This is a genomic window from Pseudomonas vranovensis DSM 16006, from assembly GCF_000425805.1.
GTDB classification, from domain to species: Bacteria; Pseudomonadota; Gammaproteobacteria; order Pseudomonadales; family Pseudomonadaceae; genus Aquipseudomonas; species Aquipseudomonas vranovensis.
On record NZ_KE384459.1, the window covers coordinates 136715 to 154278 of the forward strand.

Sequence of the window (17564 nt, forward strand, 5' to 3'; positions counted from 1 at the left end):
GCCGATCGCAGGCTGTCGCCAGCGGCTACACAGGGTTAGGACCGCGTCTACCACTGCCGCTTGTCTGGCCGCGTCAACCCCAGTTTCTCGATACGGTAACGCAGCATATCCCGGCTCAACCCCAGCAACCGCGCCGACTTGGTGACGTTCCAGTCGGTACGGTCGAGCATCTTGCGGACCATGTCGCGTTCCACCTCCGGCAAACTGGTGGTGCCCGGAATTTCCGCACTGCCTTGCAGCTCATGGGCATGCGCAGGCACCATCGGCACGTCCAGCGGTTCGTCCACCAGGCTCATGCAGACATTGAGTTGATGCGGGGCAATTTCCTCGTCCGGTGCAAGCAGCACGGTCTGCTCGAGCATGTTGCGCAGCTCACGCACGTTGCCCGGCCAGCTGTAGTTGAGCATCAACTCTTCGGCCTCGGGGCTGAAGTACAGGTGGGTCTTGCCATAGCGCTTGCCATGCAGGGCCAGAAAATGCCGGGCCAACAGCAGAATGTCTTCGCCTCGGGCATACAGCCTGGGCACTTTGATCGAGATGATGCGCAGCCGGAAGAACAGGTCGCGACGGAATTTGCCCTGCTGCACCATCTGCTCAAGGTTGCAGTTGGTCGCGCTGATGATGCGCAAGTCGACCTTGCGTTCCTTGACTGCACCGATACGGCGGATGGTGCGGTCTTCCAGCAGTTTCAGTAGCTTGGCCTGCAATACCAGGTCCATTTCGCCAATTTCATCCAGAAACAGGGTGCCGCCATCAGCCGCTTCGACCAGGCCAACCCGGCGGTCCTTGGCATCGGTGAAGGCGCCTTTTTCATGGCCGAACAGTTCCGCCTCCAGCAGGTTGGCCGGGATCGAGGCGCAGTTGAACTCGATGAACGGCCCCTTGCTGCGCACGCCGTCAAAATGCAGGGCACGGGCTACCAGTTCCTTTCCGGTACCGGTTTCGCCTTCAACCAACACCGGCGGCAGGTCGCCGCTGGCCATGCGCCGCTCGGCGTCGAGCAATTGCCTGAGGGTGTGCTTGAGCCCGAGCATGGCCGGCGATTCGCCGATCAAGGACTGGCCGCCGGACTTCTGCGCCTCGCGCTCCTGGTAGAACGACAAGGTGCGTTCCATGCGCTCCGCCGCCAGAGCCTTGTCGAGCATCAACTTGAGCTCGGCCAGCACCACCGGTTTGGTCAGGTAGTGGAAAGCGCCCTCTTTCATCGCCAGCACGGCATCCTCGACGTTGCCGTAGCCGGTCATCATGATCACCTTGAGCTCGGGCGCCCGTTCCGCCAGGGCCTTGATCAACTCATGGCCGCTCATGCCAGGCAGCGAGTTGTCGGTCAGGACCGCATCAGGCTGGCACTGCTGCAACTGGTCCAGCGCCTGTTCGGCACTGTGGCAAACGGTGACTTCAAAGCCTTTACGTTCCAGATAGGTCTGGATGTTCTCAGCGAGGATTTCATCATCCTCCACTACCAGGATGCTGTGCTCCATGGTCCCCTCCCGACGCAACATTAAAGATCAGGCATACACGGGTTCCCTCCTCCTCGCGGCTGCTCAAGGTGATTGAGCCGCCAAATCGTTCCATGATGCGCTTGACCAGCACCAAGCCGACCCCTAGGCCGCCCTGCTTGGTGGTAAAAAACGGTTTGAAGACCATGCGCTCCTGTTGCTCGCTCATGCCCTTGCCGGTATCACTCAAGGTTAGCTGGACCTTGCGTTCACCGGTGATTTCAAGCACCTCCAGGCTCAACTGCCCACCGCCGGGCATGGCCTCCAGGGCATTGGAAAACAAGCTGTTGAGGATTTGTGTGAGCAATACCGGCTGACTCACCACCTGAGCCGAGGGCGGCAAGCTGACCTGCAGTAGCACCTGGTTGCGCTCGATCTGCTGGGCGAAGGCATTGCAGGTGTCTTCGACGGCAGCCACCAGGTCGACTGCTTCGGCATCATCCTTCAAGGGCCGCAACGACACCAGCAGCTCGCGCACCCAGCGTGACATACGGTCGACCTGGCTGATGATGTCGCCGATATTCTTCTGCGAGCGGTCGCTGGCAATCTCCTGAGCAAGCTCGGCGCTGGAGCGGATCGTGGCCAGGGGGTTGCGCAGGCTGTGGGCCACGGCCGAGGACATTTCGCCCAGGGCGACGAAGGTTTCGCTGGCCACCAGTTGCCGTTGCTGGGTCTGCAACAGGCTCGCGGCGCGGCGTACGATCCAGAACAGGCCGAAGTAGATCAGCGCACCGCCCAGCAGGGTCGAGGTCCAGATCAGCACATAGCCACGCTGGATGCGCCGCACCAGGTCCTGGGGCTCCTTGTACACCTCCACCATCGACAGCACCTTGGTGCCACTGTCGTCGAACATGGGGATGTAGTTCTCGATGAACAGGTACTCGGGTTCACGCAGAAACTTCTGTTCTTCGCGGTCCTCATTGGCCTTGTGGTAGCTGGCGGACACCGGCACCTGTGAATTGAACGACTCGTCGAGGTCATGATCGGCGTCGATCTTCTTGCCGATCAGCTGCGGGTTGGTGGACCAGACGATGGTCCGGTCCAGGGCATAGACATTGCTAAGCAAAGTGTCGGGCAGGTGCTCGACATGGTCGAGAAACTCGTTGCGGGTGGCCGCTGCCAGGCCGGCACTGACGTGGGCATGCTGGCCATCCAGGCGTGGGTCGAGCAACTCGGCCATGGTGGTGCCCGGTGGAAGGCGTGAGTGACGCACTTCGGCCTTGGCCATGGCCTGGATGAACTGGGCGGTGAGCATGGCATCGCGCTCGACGCTGTCGTTGACCACGAAGCGCGTCGAGACATAGCCGAGGCCGATCGCCACAGTGGCGATGATCAACAGGCTGACCACGGAAAACCAGCGCAGCAGGTTGAACTCGCGCAAATTGCGGTTGGGAATGGATTGCGTGTCGCGGCCCTCATCGGCCAGTTTCTTGTTCAGCACCTGCATCGGGTTTTCCTGGCGGGCTGCATTTTCTTAGAACTTATAGCGCAGTCAGGTTCCAGCGTTTTACATCAATTCTTATGGCCATTCGCCCAGTGATAGTATTTTGCCTTTAGTCGGTCTCTACTGCTCCACCACCCGCCGGGCCGTGCCCCCAAAGTAGGGGAATCCTCGCGGTGTCATTCTTTGGCAGGCCGTTCGTGAACCACACGGAAGGTCAATTGTACGCAGGTGCCCTCGCCCTCGCTGCTGGTCAGGCGCACAGCGCCACCAAAGCGCTCCATGATCCGCTTGACCAGCACCAGGCCCACACCCAGCCCGCCTTGCTTGGTGGTGAAAAAGGGCTTCATGGCCATGCGCAACTGCTCCTCGGCCATGCCCTTGCCACTGTCACACACGCGCAGGATCAAGGCCTTGCGGCTGCAACTGACCTGCTCGATACGCAAGGTGCCGCCTTCAGCCATTGCCTCCAGCGCGTTGGCGATCAGGCTGTTGAAGATCTGCCCCAGCAGCACCGCCTGGCTGAGCACCTGCACACCCCCCAGCGCGTCTACCTTGACCTCGATGCCCTGGCGCTTGACCGGCAGGGCGAAGGCCTGAAGGCTGTCTTGCAGTACCCGCTCAAGCTCCACCGGCGCGGGCTCATCGTTGAGTGGGCGCAAGGACTGCAGCAATTGGCGTACCCAGTGCGACATGCGATCGACCTGGCTGATGATGTCGCCGATGTTCTTCTGGGCCGGGCCTTCCTCGAACTCCTGGGCCAGTTCGGCACTGGAGCGAATACTCGCCAGCGGGTTGCGCAGGCTGTGGGCAACGGCCGAGGACATCTCGCCCAGCGCCACGTAGGTCTCGTTATTGATCAAGCGTTTTTGCTGCACCGCCAGTTGACGATTGGCGCGATACATCAGCCAGTAAAGCCCGCCGTAGACCAGCGTCGCGCCCACCGCGACCGCCAGCCAGATCAACAGCAGGCCTCGCTCGATACGCAGGATCAGGTCGCGAGGCTCCTTGTAGATTTCCACCATGGCAGTGACGTTTTCGCCCTCGGCATCGAACAACGGGATGTAGTTCTCGATGAACAGCTGCTCGGGCGGGGTAATGAACTTCTGCTCGCTGCGCGCCTGGTCCACGTCGTGATAACTGGCCGAGACCCGCACCTTGTTTTCGAAGGCCGTCTCCAGGTCGTCATCGGACTCGATCATCTTGCCCACCAGCGCCGGGTTGCTCGACCAGATCACCATGCGATCCGGCGCATAGATGTTGGCCAGGAGCATATCGGGCAAGTTGGCCACATGATCGAGAAACTCGCCCCGGGCGCTGCGCCGGGCCTGGGGATCGACATCGGGAAAGCTCTGGTCCAGGCGCGGGTCGAGCAATTCGCCCATGGTGCGCACATTGGGGATGGACACATGGCGCACCTCGGCCAAGGCGATTGCCTGGATGAACTGCGCCGTCAGCAGCGCATCGCGCTCGACGCTCTCGTTGATCACGAAGCGGCTGGATATCAGCCCCAGGCCCACTGCCACCGAAAGGATGATCGCCAGGCTGACGAAGGCATACCAACGCAGCAGGTTGAAGGGCCGCGTGCCAGTGCCTGCGGGGTGGTTGGCTTCTTGCAGGGGCGGCGAATCCAGGCGTGATTGCAAGTCCATCGCGAACTCCGGCAGATGCGTTCTAAGGTTATAGCCCAGTTCCCGTCATTACCCCGCGCTGTTCCCCCAATCGCCCCCAACCCTGGGTCATCGGCCCCGGCGCTGCAGCGTCGAAAACGCCTTCGAATGCCCCGCAGGCCTTGCGCCAGGCGTGTTTGACAATTCTGGTACGGAAGTTGCCGAGCTTCGTGCAGACGACCCAAGTCCTATGGGCCCGATTGCAAGAGGGAAGACTCATGCACCGTCCAACGCCCCACCCGCTGGCTTTGCTGATCATGGCAAGCCTGATCCAGGCACCCGCCCAGGCCGCGCTGTATGAAGTAGACCCCGGGCCCTACCTCCCCGCAACCGGCGGTTTCGCCGCCTGGTATCAGGACACCCACGGTCGAGTTCTCGACCTGTGCCTGACCAAGGCCGTCAGTTCACGGGTTGGCGGCGCCCCCGGCGCCCCATCGTACATGTGTGTGCTCAACCCGGCACCCGGGGTGTTCGATGACACCCAGCCGATCAGCTTTCCCACCAACTACCCCGATGAAACCTTCTGGTTCACCGCCGATGCCGCGATTGTCGATGCTGCCCGCGGCATAGACCTGAGCTACGGCACCGCTATCGAAGCGGCGTTTGCCGCCGAGGAAGTAAAAGAAGGCGAGCAAGTCAGCTTCGCCCGGGTCCGTATCCGCGTCGATGTACCGACCGCAGGTACCTACATCGTCACCCACCCGTATGGCGTCGAAGTCTTCGACGTACCGGCAGCGGGACGCCGGGCGATCAACATGACTCGCGACATTGGCATCGGCTCGCCGAAAACCTATACCGGTGCTCTCAAGGGCGATGTCGGTCCGTTCCTGCGTGGCGTCGGTGGCCCTTACACCGAGACCAACCCGGCCACTGGTGCCAGCGAGCGCTTCATTGGCGACCCGAACCTGGAGGAAGCCGTCACCGGCAGCCCGTTCAACACCAACTTCGTGCGCATTGAAGGGCCCAACGGCATCGACTTGCGCACCGAGCTGTTTTCGGTATCCGGCAAACTGTCGGAGGTGATTCGACCCACCCCGGTCATCGCCCAGCGCAGCACCTACTCGCGCCACAGTGAAAACGGCGATCTGCGCGCCCAGCAGGATGTCTTCGTGCTAGCCCCACCACCTCCCGGTACCGCCACGCTGATCAGCCAGACCCCGAACCTGACGCTCACCGAAGCCAACAGCACCGGTGCCTGGTACGGCCAGTCCGCCTTGAACCCTGCCCTGCCGCTGGACCTGCAAGTGACCGCCGACAACCAACTGGCGATCCCCAGCAGCACTCCCACCACCCTGACGATGCCGCTGACTGACCTTGTAGTGATCCAGCGCGCCGAGTTCAGCCTGAACGGCGGGCAATTGACCCTGGTCGCCTCGACCAGTGATGAAACCAGCCCGCCAGTGCTCACCGCCACCACTGGCAATGGCGCCCCGATCGGCACCTTGAGCGGCAATGGCGCGGTCAAGACCCTTACCACCGGGCTTTCGCCTCTCCCGCCAGCCAGGGTCACGGTGACCAGCGGCAATGGCGGTAGCGACAGCGAAGAAGTGGTGCTCGTGCCATGAACATCATCTCGCCACGTCCCGTAGCAGGAGGCACCATGAACAACTGGCCACGCCTGGCGCTCTGCGCAGCCGGGCTTTCCCTCTCGCTGGCCGGCACTGCCTGGGCCGGCCTCAAGGCGGTCGATCCCGGCCCCTACACCCTGGCCACCGGGCGTTACCCGATGTGGTACCAGGACCACGACAACCTGTCGCTGGAGCTCTGCCAATCCAGGGCCGCGAGCTCTCGCTTGCCGGTCTCGGTGCCACCAAACTACATGTGTACGTTGCTACCGGAACCCGGCGTGTACGACGATAACCTGCCCCTGGTGTTCCCGGACAACTGGCCGCCAGAGATGTTCTGGTTCCTGGCTGAAACCGAGATCCCTGCGGTAGGCAACAGTGGCTATGAGCTGGATGTCTACGTCGCCGGTATCGAGGCGGCATTCGCCAGCGAAAACCCGATTGATGGCGACCAGCAGAGCTTTGCTCGGATCCGCCTGCGGGTCTCGGTGCCCGTGGCCGGCACCTACGTGATCACCCACCCCTACGGCAAGGAAACGGTCAATGTCACCACCCCGGGCCGGCGGGCAATCAACATCACCCGGGATATCGGCATCGGCGCACCGGGCGACTTCAGCGGCGTGCTCAACGGCGCCGTCGGACCGTTCCTGCGCGGCGTCGGTGGTCCTTATACCGAGATCAACCCCGACACCGGCGCGACTGAAACCTACATTGGCGACCCGAACCTGACCGAGCGGATCACCGGTAGCCCGTTCAACACCAACTTTGTGAGTATCGAGGGCCCGCCCGGCATCATTCGGACCGAACTGTTCACGGTTTCCGGCAAAGTGCTCGATCCTCGCGCGCAGGTGGCGGCGGAGCTGGAGCGTGCCAGCTACCATCGCAATGCCGCGGGCACCCGTGTCGAGATATTCGCCAAGGCACCCAACAACGCCACCCTGTGCTTCCGCCAGACCCTGGCGCTGGTACCCGGCACCCCGCCTTCGCCATGCCAGTTCAACCTGCTGAGCGACCACAACGGGCTGTTCTTCGCCGATCACCTGAGCAGCGCAGCACCACCACCTGTGATCGTCGTCACGGCCACCGACCCTACCGGCGCCAAGCGCCCTACGGCTTTGTCGAGAAAGCTCGCCGACGTGGTCAAGGTGCAGACTGCCCGCTATGACTGGGCCAATAAGCGCCTGCGGATCGAGGCCAGTTCCAGCGACGAAGTACAGGTCCCCGACCTGGTTGCCCAGGGCTACGGTCGCCTGTCCAAGTCCGGCACGCTGCAGACCCTCACCGTCAATGACGTGGCCCAGCCGCCTTCGCACGTGACGATCAAGTCCGCCGCCGGTGGCAGTGACACCGAACCCGTGGTGATCGTCGGCAATGCACCGGTGGAAGCCGACAACCAGGCGCCACTGGCACAAGCCGACATCGGCAGCACGACCTTCGGTGTTCCGCTGACTCTGACTCTGCTGGCCAACGACAGCGATCCGGACGGCGACGTGCCGCTGACCATCAGCGACCTCACTCAACCGGCCAGTGACCAAGGCACTGTCGCTTTGAGTGGCAGCACTGCAGTGATCTATACCCCACCGGCGGTAGTCAATGCGCCCATGGTTGCCACCTTCACCTACCGTGCCCAGGACAAAAAAGGGCTGAAGTCCGAAGTAACCACGGTGACCGTCAACGTCGCCCCCAACCAGGCGCCAACAGCCGTCAACGACACGGCTGCCACCCTGGGTGTGACGCTGCCGATCAACGTGCTGCTCAACGACACCGATCCGGAAGGCAACGGGCCACTGACCGTCGCCAGCGTGAGCCAGCCGGCCGGTGGACGCGGCAGTGTGAGCACCGATGGCAACCTGGTCACCTACACCCCACCGGCCACCATCACGGCAGCCTTCACGACCACCTTCACCTACGTCGCCCGGGACAGCCTCGGCGCCCTGTCGGCACCGGCCACCGTCACCGTGCAGGTCTCGCCACGGCCAGCAGCGGAAACTTTCGCCGTAACCGCCGCGACCGTCACCGCGCGTTCCAACAACCGCTTCAACTGGGACCTCTCCGGCACTTCCTCGGTGACGACCGGCAACACCATCACCGTGCAGGTCACCACCCCGACCGGGCTGGTCACCCTGGGCAGTACCACCGTGCCGCTGACCGGGCGCTGGCGGTTGACGGTGAGCAACAGCACCACGGTGGTTCCGACCGCAGCACCGACGGCGACCATCCGCAGTAGCCAGGGCACCGTTCGTACCGTGCCGGTCACCGTGCAGTAACCCGCGGCAACAGGAGATACGACCATGGCGCGCCTGACCACCCTGCTGATGTGCCTGACCTTGATCGGTCAGGCCGCCCTGGCCGATGACCTGATGGACAACGCCGACCTCGCCGTTGGCGGTGATCTGGGCGAACCGCTGTCGATGCAGCCACTGCCCGCTGGGCAGCAGGCACTAATAGACCAGAACGGCCAGTCCAACCGCGCCGCCATCGGCCAGGACGGTCAGGCCCTTCTGGGCCGCATCGTCCAGTCCGGCGGGGCACAGGAGGCGTACATCCTGCAGCAAGGCAGTGACCTGATGGCAACCATTACCCAGCAAGGTTACGGCAACGACGCTTCGATCACCCAGAGCGGCAGTAACAACCGCGCCCAAATCGAGCAATACGGAAATAGCAACAGTGCCAGCATCGTCCAGGCCGGTACGGGGCTCTCAAGCTCCGTGATCCAGGCCGGTAGCGGGCAGCACGTGCAAGTCAATCAATACCGTTAAACCTGGAGGCAACACCATGTTCAAGCTCGCTCCCCTAAGCGCCGCCATTGTTCTGGCCCTTGCCGGCCAGGTCATGGCTGACAACAGCCAGTCTACCCAGAACCAGACCGGTACCGAAAACATCGCCGAGGTCAAACAGACAGCGGCGGCCATGAGCACAACCACCCAGAACCAGATAGGCCTGGGCAACAACCACATGACGGTGCAGGAAGGAGGCAACAGCAGCATCAACCAAAGCACCGTGGGCGACTACAACGCAGGCTATGCCGAGCAACTGTTCGAGTTTGGCAGCCAGATCAATCAGCAGTCGGCCGGGGCGTTGAACAACACCCATGCCAGCCAGTCCCTGGGCACCGAGAACCAGGCCCTGCAGACCCAGGAAGGCAACGGCAACTTCTCGTTCGTCTACCAGGACACCCAGACCAGCAGCCAGGCCACCACGCTGCAATACGGCAACGACAACCGTGCCTTCGCCGAGCAACTGAACCCCACCATGGTCACCAGCGGCATCAACAGTGCGCTGGTCATCCAGAACGGCACCAACAACTACGCCGCCGCCGAACACATCACCCACAACAGCGGTCAGGTCGGCATCTACCAGACCGGCGACGACAACTGGGCCTATGGCGACCAGCGCGAAGGCCAGGGGGGCACCGTGGCTATCACCCAGATCGGCACGGCCAACTCCACGGAAGTCTGGCAGGACACCCAGGCCAACAGCCAGGCGACCGTCACTCAGATCGGCCAGACCAACGAAGGCGTGATGGACCAAAGCTTTGGTGACAACAACGTGGCCAGCATCTTTCAGGTTGGCGATCTGAACGCCATCTATGCCGACCAGTTTGAATCGATGGGATCGCTTGCAACCCTGGTGCAGTCCGGTAGCGGCAACGTCAGCTACACCTACCAGACCGGCGACAACCATGTGTTGTCGGTGACGTCCTCGGGCACAGGCAACAAGGTGCTGGCCAGCAACTGGAAAGGTGACAAATCCGGTGGCCAGTTCGGCAGCAACCAGCGCGCCGAAATCAACCAGGCCGGCACCGGCAACAGCGCCAACCTGACCCAGAAGGACATGAACCAGTTGGCACGTCTTAACCAGAACGGCACCGGAAACACCGCCGAACTGACCCAGGCCGAGACCCATAACGAGCTGTATTTCGAGCAGAACGGCAGCGACAACCTGTTGATCGCCGATCAGCGCGGCAGCGAAAACTACGCCTCAGGCACCAGCATTGGCGCGAGCAACAACATCAAACTGGACCAGTCCGGCAGCGGCAACCAGAGCTACACCTGGCAGCTGTATGGCGACAACAACAAAGCCACCATCACCCAGACCGATGGCGTCAATGTTGCTTTCGTGACCCAGGGTGGCTCGGGTAACCAGGCCATGGTCGATCAGAGTGGTGCGAGCATGACCGCAACCGTGCAGCAGTTCGGTACCGGCAACCAGGCGACGGTGCTGCAGCAGTAAGTGCTTCACGGGGCAGGCCCGTTCCCACATTGCCCCGCCATGGACAACCGCGCGTTTTCCCGCTTGGCCGCTACCACCGATGGGGGTGATAGCGGTCCTTTTTCTTTGCGCTCCCGCCACAACTCGCAGACCAGAGCCTCGCCTTAATATTTTATTTTTTTCCTGACACCTTTACTTGCGAATGATAATCCATATCATTCTCGACCTTCCGAGAGCCCTGGCCTTTTGCCAGCCCCGCTCACCTTAGGTACCAGGAGAGATCTGACATGGCGTCGCGCTTCACATTCTGCCCCTTGAGTCTTGCCGTGCTGGCAACACTGGGCACTACTTCCCTTACCGCTGCTCCCCTGCCCCTGGATCACGGCGAAGTCCAGGTCCAGCCCACCGACCTGCCGGTCGCTGGCAGCCGCCAGGCCATTGAATTGGAGAACACCCGGGTACTGGGCACGGCCGAGGAGGAACTCAAGCAAGCACCCGGGGTGTCGATCATCACGGCCGAAGACATCAAGAAGCGCCCGCCGGTCAACGACCTGTCCGACATCATTCGCCGCGAACCAGGGGTGAACCTCACCGGCAACAGCAGCAGCGGCGCCCGCGGCAACAACCGCCAGATCGACCTGCGCGGCATGGGGCCGGAAAACACCCTGGTCCTGATCGATGGCAAACCCTCCACCTCGCGCAATGCCGTGCGCTATGGCTGGAGTGGCGACCGCGACACCCGCGGCGAAACCAACTGGGTACCGGCCGAAGAAGTCGAGCGCATCGAGATCCTGCGCGGCCCGGCGGCGGCGCGCTACGGCTCCGGCGCCATGGGCGGCGTGGTGAACATCATCACCAAGCGCCCGACCCAGGATTATCGTGGTTCGATGACCGTCTACAGCGTGTTCCCCGAAGACGACGCCGAAGGCATGGGCAAGCGGGCCAACTTCAGCCTCAGCGGACCGATCACCGACGACGTGATCTTTCGCGTCTACGGCAGCCTGAACAAGACCGACGCCGACGACATGAAGATCAACAGCGACCACCAGGCCTTCGAGGAGTCGTTGATGGCCGGCCGCGAAGGCGTGCGCAACAAGGACGTCAATGGTCTGGTGAGCTGGAAGATCGACCCGTCCAACACTGTCGACCTCGAGTCCAGCTACAGCCGCCAGGGCAACATCTTTGCCGGCGACACCATGCTCAACGCCGGTGGCGAGTTCGTCGAAAGCCAGGTGGGCAAGGAAACCAACGTGATGCAGCGTTCAAGTTTCGCCGGCACCCATCGCGGTGACTATGACTGGGGCACCAGCACCGCATCGCTCTCCTATGACCTGACCCGCAACGAACGACTCAACGAAGGCCTGGCCGGATGGGGCGAAGGCGCCCCCTCTGACGGCGCCGGTCGCTTCGAGTCGCGCCTTCGCAACACTCGCGCCACTGGCGAGGTCAACCTGCCGCTGAGCGCAGGGTTCGAACAAGTCCTGACCCTGGGTGGCGAATACCTCTACGAGTCGCTCAACGATCCAGGCTCCCTGCGCCCGCAAAGTTATGACCCAGGCAGCGAGCTGTCGGGCTTTGACCGCACCCAGACCAAGAGCACCGCACACAGCTACGCCCTGTACACCGAAGACAACATTGAGGTCGGCAGCAGCACCATCGTTACGCCCGGGTTGCGCTACGATCACCACGAAGACTTTGGCGGTAACTGGAGCCCGAGCCTGAACGCCTCGCACCAGATCACCGAGGCGCTGAGCATCAAGGGCGGTATCGCGCGCGCCTACAAGACCCCGAACATGTACCAGTCCAACCCCAACTACCTGCTCTACAGCCGTGGCGGCGGCTGCAACTCCAGCGAACTCAACAACGGTGGCTGCTACTTGTTGGGCAACGCCGACCTGGACCCGGAAACCAGCGTCAACAAAGAACTGGGCCTGGCCTACGACAAAGGTACCTGGCGCACCAGTGCGACCTACTTCCGCAACGACTACAAGAACAAGATCGAGGCCGGCAACCAGACGTTGTTCCGGCTGCCCAACGGGCGCCGCATCCTGCGCTGGGAAAACACCGACAAGGCGGTGGTAGAGGGTGTGGAAGGCAACCTGTTCATCGCCCTGAGCCCAAGCCTGGATTGGAACACCAACTTCACCTACATGATCGAGTCCGAAGACAAGAAGACCGGTGAACCGCTGAGCATCATTCCCGAGTACACCGTCAACACCACGCTCGACTGGAATGCCACCGAAAAGCTCTCGTTCCAGCTCAACGGCACCTATTACGGCAAGCAAGAGCCGCCCAGCTACAACGCCCGCGCCAACGAGGCCCTGGACAAGCGCGTACAGAAAGAAGTCGACCCCTATGGCCTGGTGGGGATCAGCAGTGGCTATGAATTCAACAAGCACCTGAGCGTGCGGGTGGGCGTGAACAACCTGTTCGACAAGCGCCTGTATCGCGAAGGCAACTCCGATGAGGCTGGCGCACTGACGTACAACGAACCTGGTCGCGCTTACTACGCCTCTTTTACCACCTCATTCTGAGGTCCTACACCAGGCCGGCGCTAAAACGTCGGCCTGCACCCCTAGATTTATCGTTTTAGCATCAATAGTTTGTAGGAATACTCTCAGTTTTCGCCCGTTTTAATCCACGCCAGCACACTTCCTATACTATCGCTCCTTGATTCGACATATCGTGAGTGCCCTTCCGGCTATAACCAGATTTTCCTTCCTGAACGACTCGGGAATTAGCCCCACAGACCCGATTATGGAGTTGCACAATGACCTCGGTGTTGATTGTTGAGGATCATGCGATAGTTCGCTATGCGTTGATTACCTTGCTCGAACGCGATCGCCATCAGATCGTCGGTGAAACCGCCGATGGCTCCAACGCCGTAGCGTTGGCGCGCAAGCATTGCCCAGAAGTAGTGATACTTGACCTTGGCCTGAAAAAAATGGACGGCCTGAGCGTGCTCAGAAGTTTACGCACCCTCGCCCCGCCACCCCGGGTGCTGGTGCTCACCGCCCAGCCCCCTGACCTGTTTGCGCGACGCTGCCTGGATGCCGGTGCCTCGGCGTTCGTGTCCAAGGACAACGACCTGACGGCAGTCACCTTCGCCATGGACGCGATACTCAAGGGCTATTCACTGTTCCCTGACCTGTCGAACTTTCGCAGCCCGCTCAAGAGCGAAGCGGAACGCCTGGCCAAACTGTCTGACCAGGAGTTGAACGTTCTGCGGCTATTGGCGCGGGGAGAGTCGAACAACGAGATTGCCGAGCGCATGCTCCTGAGCGCGAAGACCATCAGCACCTACAAGACCCGGATCATGGAGAAGCTGGAAGTCAGCTCGCTGGTAGCCTTGTTCGAATTGTCCAGGCGCAACGCGCTCTGAATCGCCCATGCACCTGCTGACTGTATTGCTGCTCGGCAGTTTGCTTGCCTTTTCGCCGTCCCCCTCCCTTGCCTCGAATACTGGCGAACTCCGCCAGTTACTCGCACGCTCGGTCAGCAGCAGCGTTGCGCCGATCCTCTCGCCTGAAGACCGACGCTGGCTGAGCAACAGGCAGCGGTTACGCCTGGGCACGTCATCGCCGGACTACCCCCCCTTCGATATCAATGTCAGTGACAACGAGTATGAGGGGCTGACGGCCGACTTCGCCGGGCTCATCAGCGAGCTCCTGGGTGTTCCCATCGAGGTTCGCCGTTATGCCAGTCGTGACCTGGCCATTGCTGCCCTGCAGGCAGGGCAGATCGACCTGCTGGGCAGTGCCAATGGCTTCGAGGCGGCGCACGCGCAACTGGTGCTCAGCCACCCCTACACCGACGACCAGCCAGTGATCGTGACGGCCGCCGGCAAGCGACTACCTGTCGACGCCCCCCTCAACGGCTTGCGCCTGGCCATGGTCAATCACTATCTGCCCAGCCACACCATCCATGACCTGTATCCCCAGGCCAGGCTGCAATTGTACAACTCGGTGCAGGCAGGCCTTTCAGCCGTCGCTCTGGGGCAGGCCGATGCGTTCCTCGGCGATGCAGTCAGCAGTGACTACCTGATTACCCGCAACTACCTGGGTAGCGTGCAGGTGGATCACTTCATCAAGAACACCCGCGGGGGGTTCGCCCTTGCCATGCCCCGCGATGACACCACCTTGCAACGCCTGGTGAACCTCGCCCTGAGCAGTATCAGCGACAGCGAGCGCTTGAACATCCTGCGTCGCTGGACCAGCGGCAGTGCCAGGGTGCTGCTCGATCGCAGAACACTTGACCTCGATGCCGTCGAGCGCGCCTGGATCGAGCAGCATCCTGTCGTGCGGGTCGCTTTCAACAAATATTTTGCGCCCTTGAGCTTCTATGACGACAACCAGCAATTTCGCGGCATCACTGCCGACGTGCTGGAGCAGGTCGGCCTGCGTACAGGGTTGAAGTTCGACATCCTGCATGTGGACTCGCTGGCAGACCTGGTCGCTCGGGTTGAACACGGCAGCGCAGATATTGCCGCCGCACTTGCGCCCAGCCAGGCACGCAAAGCGGCATTGCGCTTCAGCCGCCCCTACATGGTCAGCCCGCGCGTGCTGGTAACGCGCAACAGTCCTGATGCGATACAGAGCGCTGAGCAACTCAAAGGCAAACGCCTGGCGTTGCTACGTGGGCACCCCCTGAAAACCGAATTGCAGGCCCAGTTCGCTCCCATCACCCTGGTCGAAGTCGACGACCCGTTGACCCTGATGGAATATGTAGTGGCAGGCAAAGTCGACGCCGCCTTGGCGTCACAGCTCAATGCCGCCTACTTCATCAGCCGGATGTTCAAGGGCCACCTGCACATCGCCACAATCCTCAGTGACCAGCCGGGCGCTGCAGCCTTCGCCGTCGCCCACGATGCCACTGTGCTGCACTCGATCCTCAACAAAGCCCTGCTCAGCATCGCGCCGGACGATATGGCCAAGCTGACCGGCCGCTGGCGAACCAATGCACTGATCAGCGACAGCCCCTGGTACAACTACCGCAAGCTGGTGGCGATGATTGTGCTGGGTGCCGGCGTGTTGATCAGCGCTGTGATTATCTGGAACCGCTACCTGCGCAAAGTACTCGAAGCACGCAGTGCAGCCGAACAGGCCTTGCAGCAAGAACTGGGCTTCAGTCGGCAATTGCTTGAACAATTGCGCGTGACCAAGGACCAGGCTGAAGATGCCAACCGGGCAAAAAGCACCTTCCTGGCCACCATGAGTCATGAAATCCGTACGCCCATGAACGCTGTCATTGGTCTACTGGAGCTGGCGATCAAGGAGGCCGAGCACGGGCAGGCGGACCGCGAATCGCTGCAGGTCGCCTATACGTCGGCCAACGGTTTGCTGGAGCTGATTGGCGACGTCCTGGATATCGCGCGCATCGAGGCCGGGCACATGACCCTTGCGCCCCAGGCAACGGATCTGCACGCCTTGGTCAATGGCACCGTTCGCGTATTCGAGGGCATTGCCCGGCTCAAGGGGCTGCACCTTGGCACTGATCTACATAGCGTCGGGCAAGCGGTGGCGGTCGATCCCGTGCGTCTCAGGCAGGTCCTTTCCAATCTGCTCAGCAATGCGCTCAAGTTCACTGAGCACGGCAGCGTCACGGTGGGCATGCGACTCGATGAGGACCAACCCGGACACCTGGGTGTCACCTTGTGGGTCGAGGACACCGGTATCGGGATCAACGCCGAAGATCAGCAACGGTTGTTTCACAATTTTTCCCAGGTCGGGCCTCAACCCACTCGACAGGGGGCCGGCCTGGGGCTGGTGATCAGCCGCACCTTGTGCCAACTCATGGGGGGGGACCTGCAGTTGTACAGCAAGGAAGGCCAGGGCACGCGCATGCAGGTCAGCCTCTTGCTGCCCGTGGCCGAGACCACACAGTGCCCGCTGCCTGAACCCTTGTCGCGCCCCCTCCAGACACCCCGGCAATCGATCCTGGTCGTCGACGACTACCCGGCCAATCTCATGTTGCTGGAACGGCAATTGAGCGTGCTGGGCCATGAAGTCGATCAGGCGCAAGACGGCCAGCAAGCGCTGGCGCTGTGGCAAGCGCAGCCGTTTGATGTGCTTATCACCGACTGCAATATGCCGGTCATGGATGGTCACCAACTGACGCGGCGCATCCGCCTGCTTGAGCAGCAGTTGCAGCGTCCTGCCTGCCTGATCCTCGGGCTGACGGCCAATGCCCAGGCCGAAGAGCGCCAGCGTTGCCTGGACAGCGGCATGAATGACTGCCTGTTCAAACCTATCAGCCTGAACGAACTGCGCCGTCACCTTTATTCGGCTATCGCCCCTCTGCCACCGGCCGCTGCGCAGCTTGACGAGCACGCCAGTGGCTTTGATGTCGACAACCTCAAGTACCTGACCCTGGGTGATCCGGCGCTGGTGGAGCGCCTGCTGAATGAGCTGGCCCAAAGCAACCGTGAAGACCTCAAGGCCCTGCATGCCCTGGGGCCACAGCCTTCACGCCAGGCCATCCGTGCCTTCGCCCACCGGATCAAAGGCGGGGCCAAACTGCTCAAGGCCCCGGGGGTGGTACGCCACAGCGAGGCACTTGAGCAGGCCTGTGTGGGTGGCGCGGCAAACGATCAGCTGTACACGATGCTCGCCACCCTGGAAAAAAGCCTGCTGGCACTGGACACGCAACTGAAACAGGGCATCTCGGCCTGAGCGTCCTCAATGCAGCTGTAAGGTCGAGTTGATCTGACTGATGGCATCGACCACATGTTGCGATCCCTGCTGAATTTCCAGGATCACCTCGCCGGCTTCATTCGCCAGCTCTACTCCCAGGCCTGTCCGGCTCAAGCTGGACTGCATGCTGGCCACCGCAGTCAGCGACAGGTCGTGGTTCTGCCGCACCACTTCGACAATGTCCAGGGTGGCCTTGCTGGTTCGCGCCGCCAGGCTGCGCACTTCGTCGGCGACTACGGCAAAGCCGCGCCCGTGCTCGCCCGCCCGGGCGGCCTCGATGGCGGCATTGAGGGCGAGCAGGTTGGTCTGGTCGGCAATGCCGCGGATCGTCTGGACGATCTGGCCGATCAGCTCCGACTGTTTACTGACGGCATCAATGCTGCGGGCTGCGGCATTGAGGTTCTGGGAGATTTCCTCGATCACTTGTACCGTCTGCCGTACGACCTGCGACCCCTTTCGCGCACAAGCATCATTTTGTACCGACG

At 61.9% G+C, this 17564-nt stretch carries 11 protein-coding genes; 7 read left to right on the forward strand and 4 right to left on the reverse strand.

The window, feature by feature from the left end:
* Positions 1-47: 47 nt before the first annotated feature.
* The 3 genes from H621_RS0126515 to H621_RS0126525 all read right to left on the reverse strand — a co-directional run bounded on the left by H621_RS0126515 (position 48) and on the right by H621_RS0126525 (position 4592).
* The gene (locus H621_RS0126515) at positions 48-1481 is read right to left on the reverse strand and encodes a sigma-54-dependent transcriptional regulator (protein ID WP_028946275.1); all 1434 of its coding nucleotides are present in this window, start codon (positions 1479-1481) and stop codon (positions 48-50) included.
* Positions 1450-2946, reverse strand: a complete 1497-nt coding sequence (locus H621_RS0126520; protein WP_028946276.1) for a sensor histidine kinase — start codon at positions 2944-2946, stop codon at positions 1450-1452. The genes H621_RS0126515 and H621_RS0126520 overlap by 32 nt, the downstream gene beginning before the upstream one ends.
* A 173-nt stretch (positions 2947-3119) precedes the next feature.
* The gene (locus H621_RS0126525; RefSeq protein ID WP_028946277.1) at positions 3120-4592 is read right to left on the reverse strand and encodes a sensor histidine kinase; all 1473 of its coding nucleotides are present in this window, start codon (positions 4590-4592) and stop codon (positions 3120-3122) included.
* A 236-nt stretch (positions 4593-4828) separates the two neighbouring features.
* On the opposite strand from H621_RS0126525, the gene H621_RS0126530 reads away from it, so the two are divergent.
* The 7 genes from H621_RS0126530 to H621_RS0126560 all read left to right on the forward strand — a co-directional run bounded on the left by H621_RS0126530 (position 4829) and on the right by H621_RS0126560 (position 17058).
* Positions 4829-6175, forward strand: coding sequence for a hypothetical protein (locus H621_RS0126530; protein WP_028946278.1), 1347 nt, complete (start codon positions 4829-4831; stop codon positions 6173-6175).
* Between the two features lie 35 nt (positions 6176-6210).
* Complete coding sequence (locus tag H621_RS0126535) at positions 6211-8442, forward strand: Ig-like domain-containing protein (protein WP_028946279.1); 2232 nt, start codon at positions 6211-6213, stop codon at positions 8440-8442.
* A 24-nt stretch (positions 8443-8466) separates the two neighbouring features.
* Positions 8467-8934 (forward strand): curlin, encoded by a 468-nt coding sequence (locus tag H621_RS0126540; RefSeq protein ID WP_028946280.1) that lies wholly within the window; start codon positions 8467-8469, stop codon positions 8932-8934.
* A 16-nt stretch (positions 8935-8950) separates the two neighbouring features.
* Positions 8951-10408, forward strand: a complete 1458-nt coding sequence (locus H621_RS0126545) for a curlin (RefSeq protein WP_028946281.1) — start codon at positions 8951-8953, stop codon at positions 10406-10408.
* A gap of 266 nt (positions 10409-10674) precedes the next feature.
* A complete protein-coding gene (locus H621_RS0126550) occupies positions 10675-12921 on the forward strand; it encodes a FepA family TonB-dependent siderophore receptor (RefSeq protein ID WP_028946282.1) in 2247 nt (748 codons plus the stop codon).
* A gap of 236 nt (positions 12922-13157) precedes the next feature.
* Positions 13158-13769: a response regulator transcription factor gene (locus H621_RS0126555; protein WP_028946283.1), complete on the forward strand. Its 612-nt coding sequence runs from the start codon at positions 13158-13160 to the stop codon at positions 13767-13769.
* A 7-nt stretch (positions 13770-13776) separates the two neighbouring features.
* Positions 13777-17058 (forward strand): transporter substrate-binding domain-containing protein, encoded by a 3282-nt coding sequence (locus tag H621_RS0126560; protein ID WP_028946284.1) that lies wholly within the window; start codon positions 13777-13779, stop codon positions 17056-17058.
* Between the two features lie 6 nt (positions 17059-17064).
* Here H621_RS0126560 and H621_RS29375 read toward each other — a convergent pair whose 3' ends face one another.
* Positions 17065-17502, reverse strand: coding sequence for a methyl-accepting chemotaxis protein (locus tag H621_RS29375; RefSeq protein ID WP_413694620.1), 438 nt, complete (start codon positions 17500-17502; stop codon positions 17065-17067).
* Between the last annotated feature and the right edge of the window lie 62 nt (positions 17503-17564).

Bases quoted from the DNA above. Each gene is read 5' to 3' on its own strand.
- H621_RS0126515 (WP_028946275.1), bottom strand. From the start codon at position 1,481: ATGGAGCACAGCATCCTGGTAGTGGAGGATGATGAAATCCTCGCTGAG.
- H621_RS0126525 (WP_028946277.1), bottom strand. From the start codon at position 4,592: ATGGACTTGCAATCACGCCTGGATTCGCCGCCCCTGCAAGAAGCCAAC.
- H621_RS0126560 (WP_028946284.1), top strand. From the start codon at position 13,777: ATGCACCTGCTGACTGTATTGCTGCTCGGCAGTTTGCTTGCCTTTTCG.
- H621_RS0126520 (WP_028946276.1), bottom strand. From the start codon at position 2,946: ATGCAGGTGCTGAACAAGAAACTGGCCGATGAGGGCCGCGACACGCAA.
- H621_RS0126535 (WP_028946279.1), top strand. From the start codon at position 6,211: ATGAACAACTGGCCACGCCTGGCGCTCTGCGCAGCCGGGCTTTCCCTC.
- H621_RS0126545 (WP_028946281.1), top strand. From the start codon at position 8,951: ATGTTCAAGCTCGCTCCCCTAAGCGCCGCCATTGTTCTGGCCCTTGCC.
- H621_RS0126550 (WP_028946282.1), top strand. From the start codon at position 10,675: ATGGCGTCGCGCTTCACATTCTGCCCCTTGAGTCTTGCCGTGCTGGCA.
- H621_RS0126555 (WP_028946283.1), top strand. From the start codon at position 13,158: ATGACCTCGGTGTTGATTGTTGAGGATCATGCGATAGTTCGCTATGCG.
- H621_RS0126540 (WP_028946280.1), top strand. From the start codon at position 8,467: ATGGCGCGCCTGACCACCCTGCTGATGTGCCTGACCTTGATCGGTCAG.
- H621_RS0126530 (WP_028946278.1), top strand. From the start codon at position 4,829: ATGCACCGTCCAACGCCCCACCCGCTGGCTTTGCTGATCATGGCAAGC.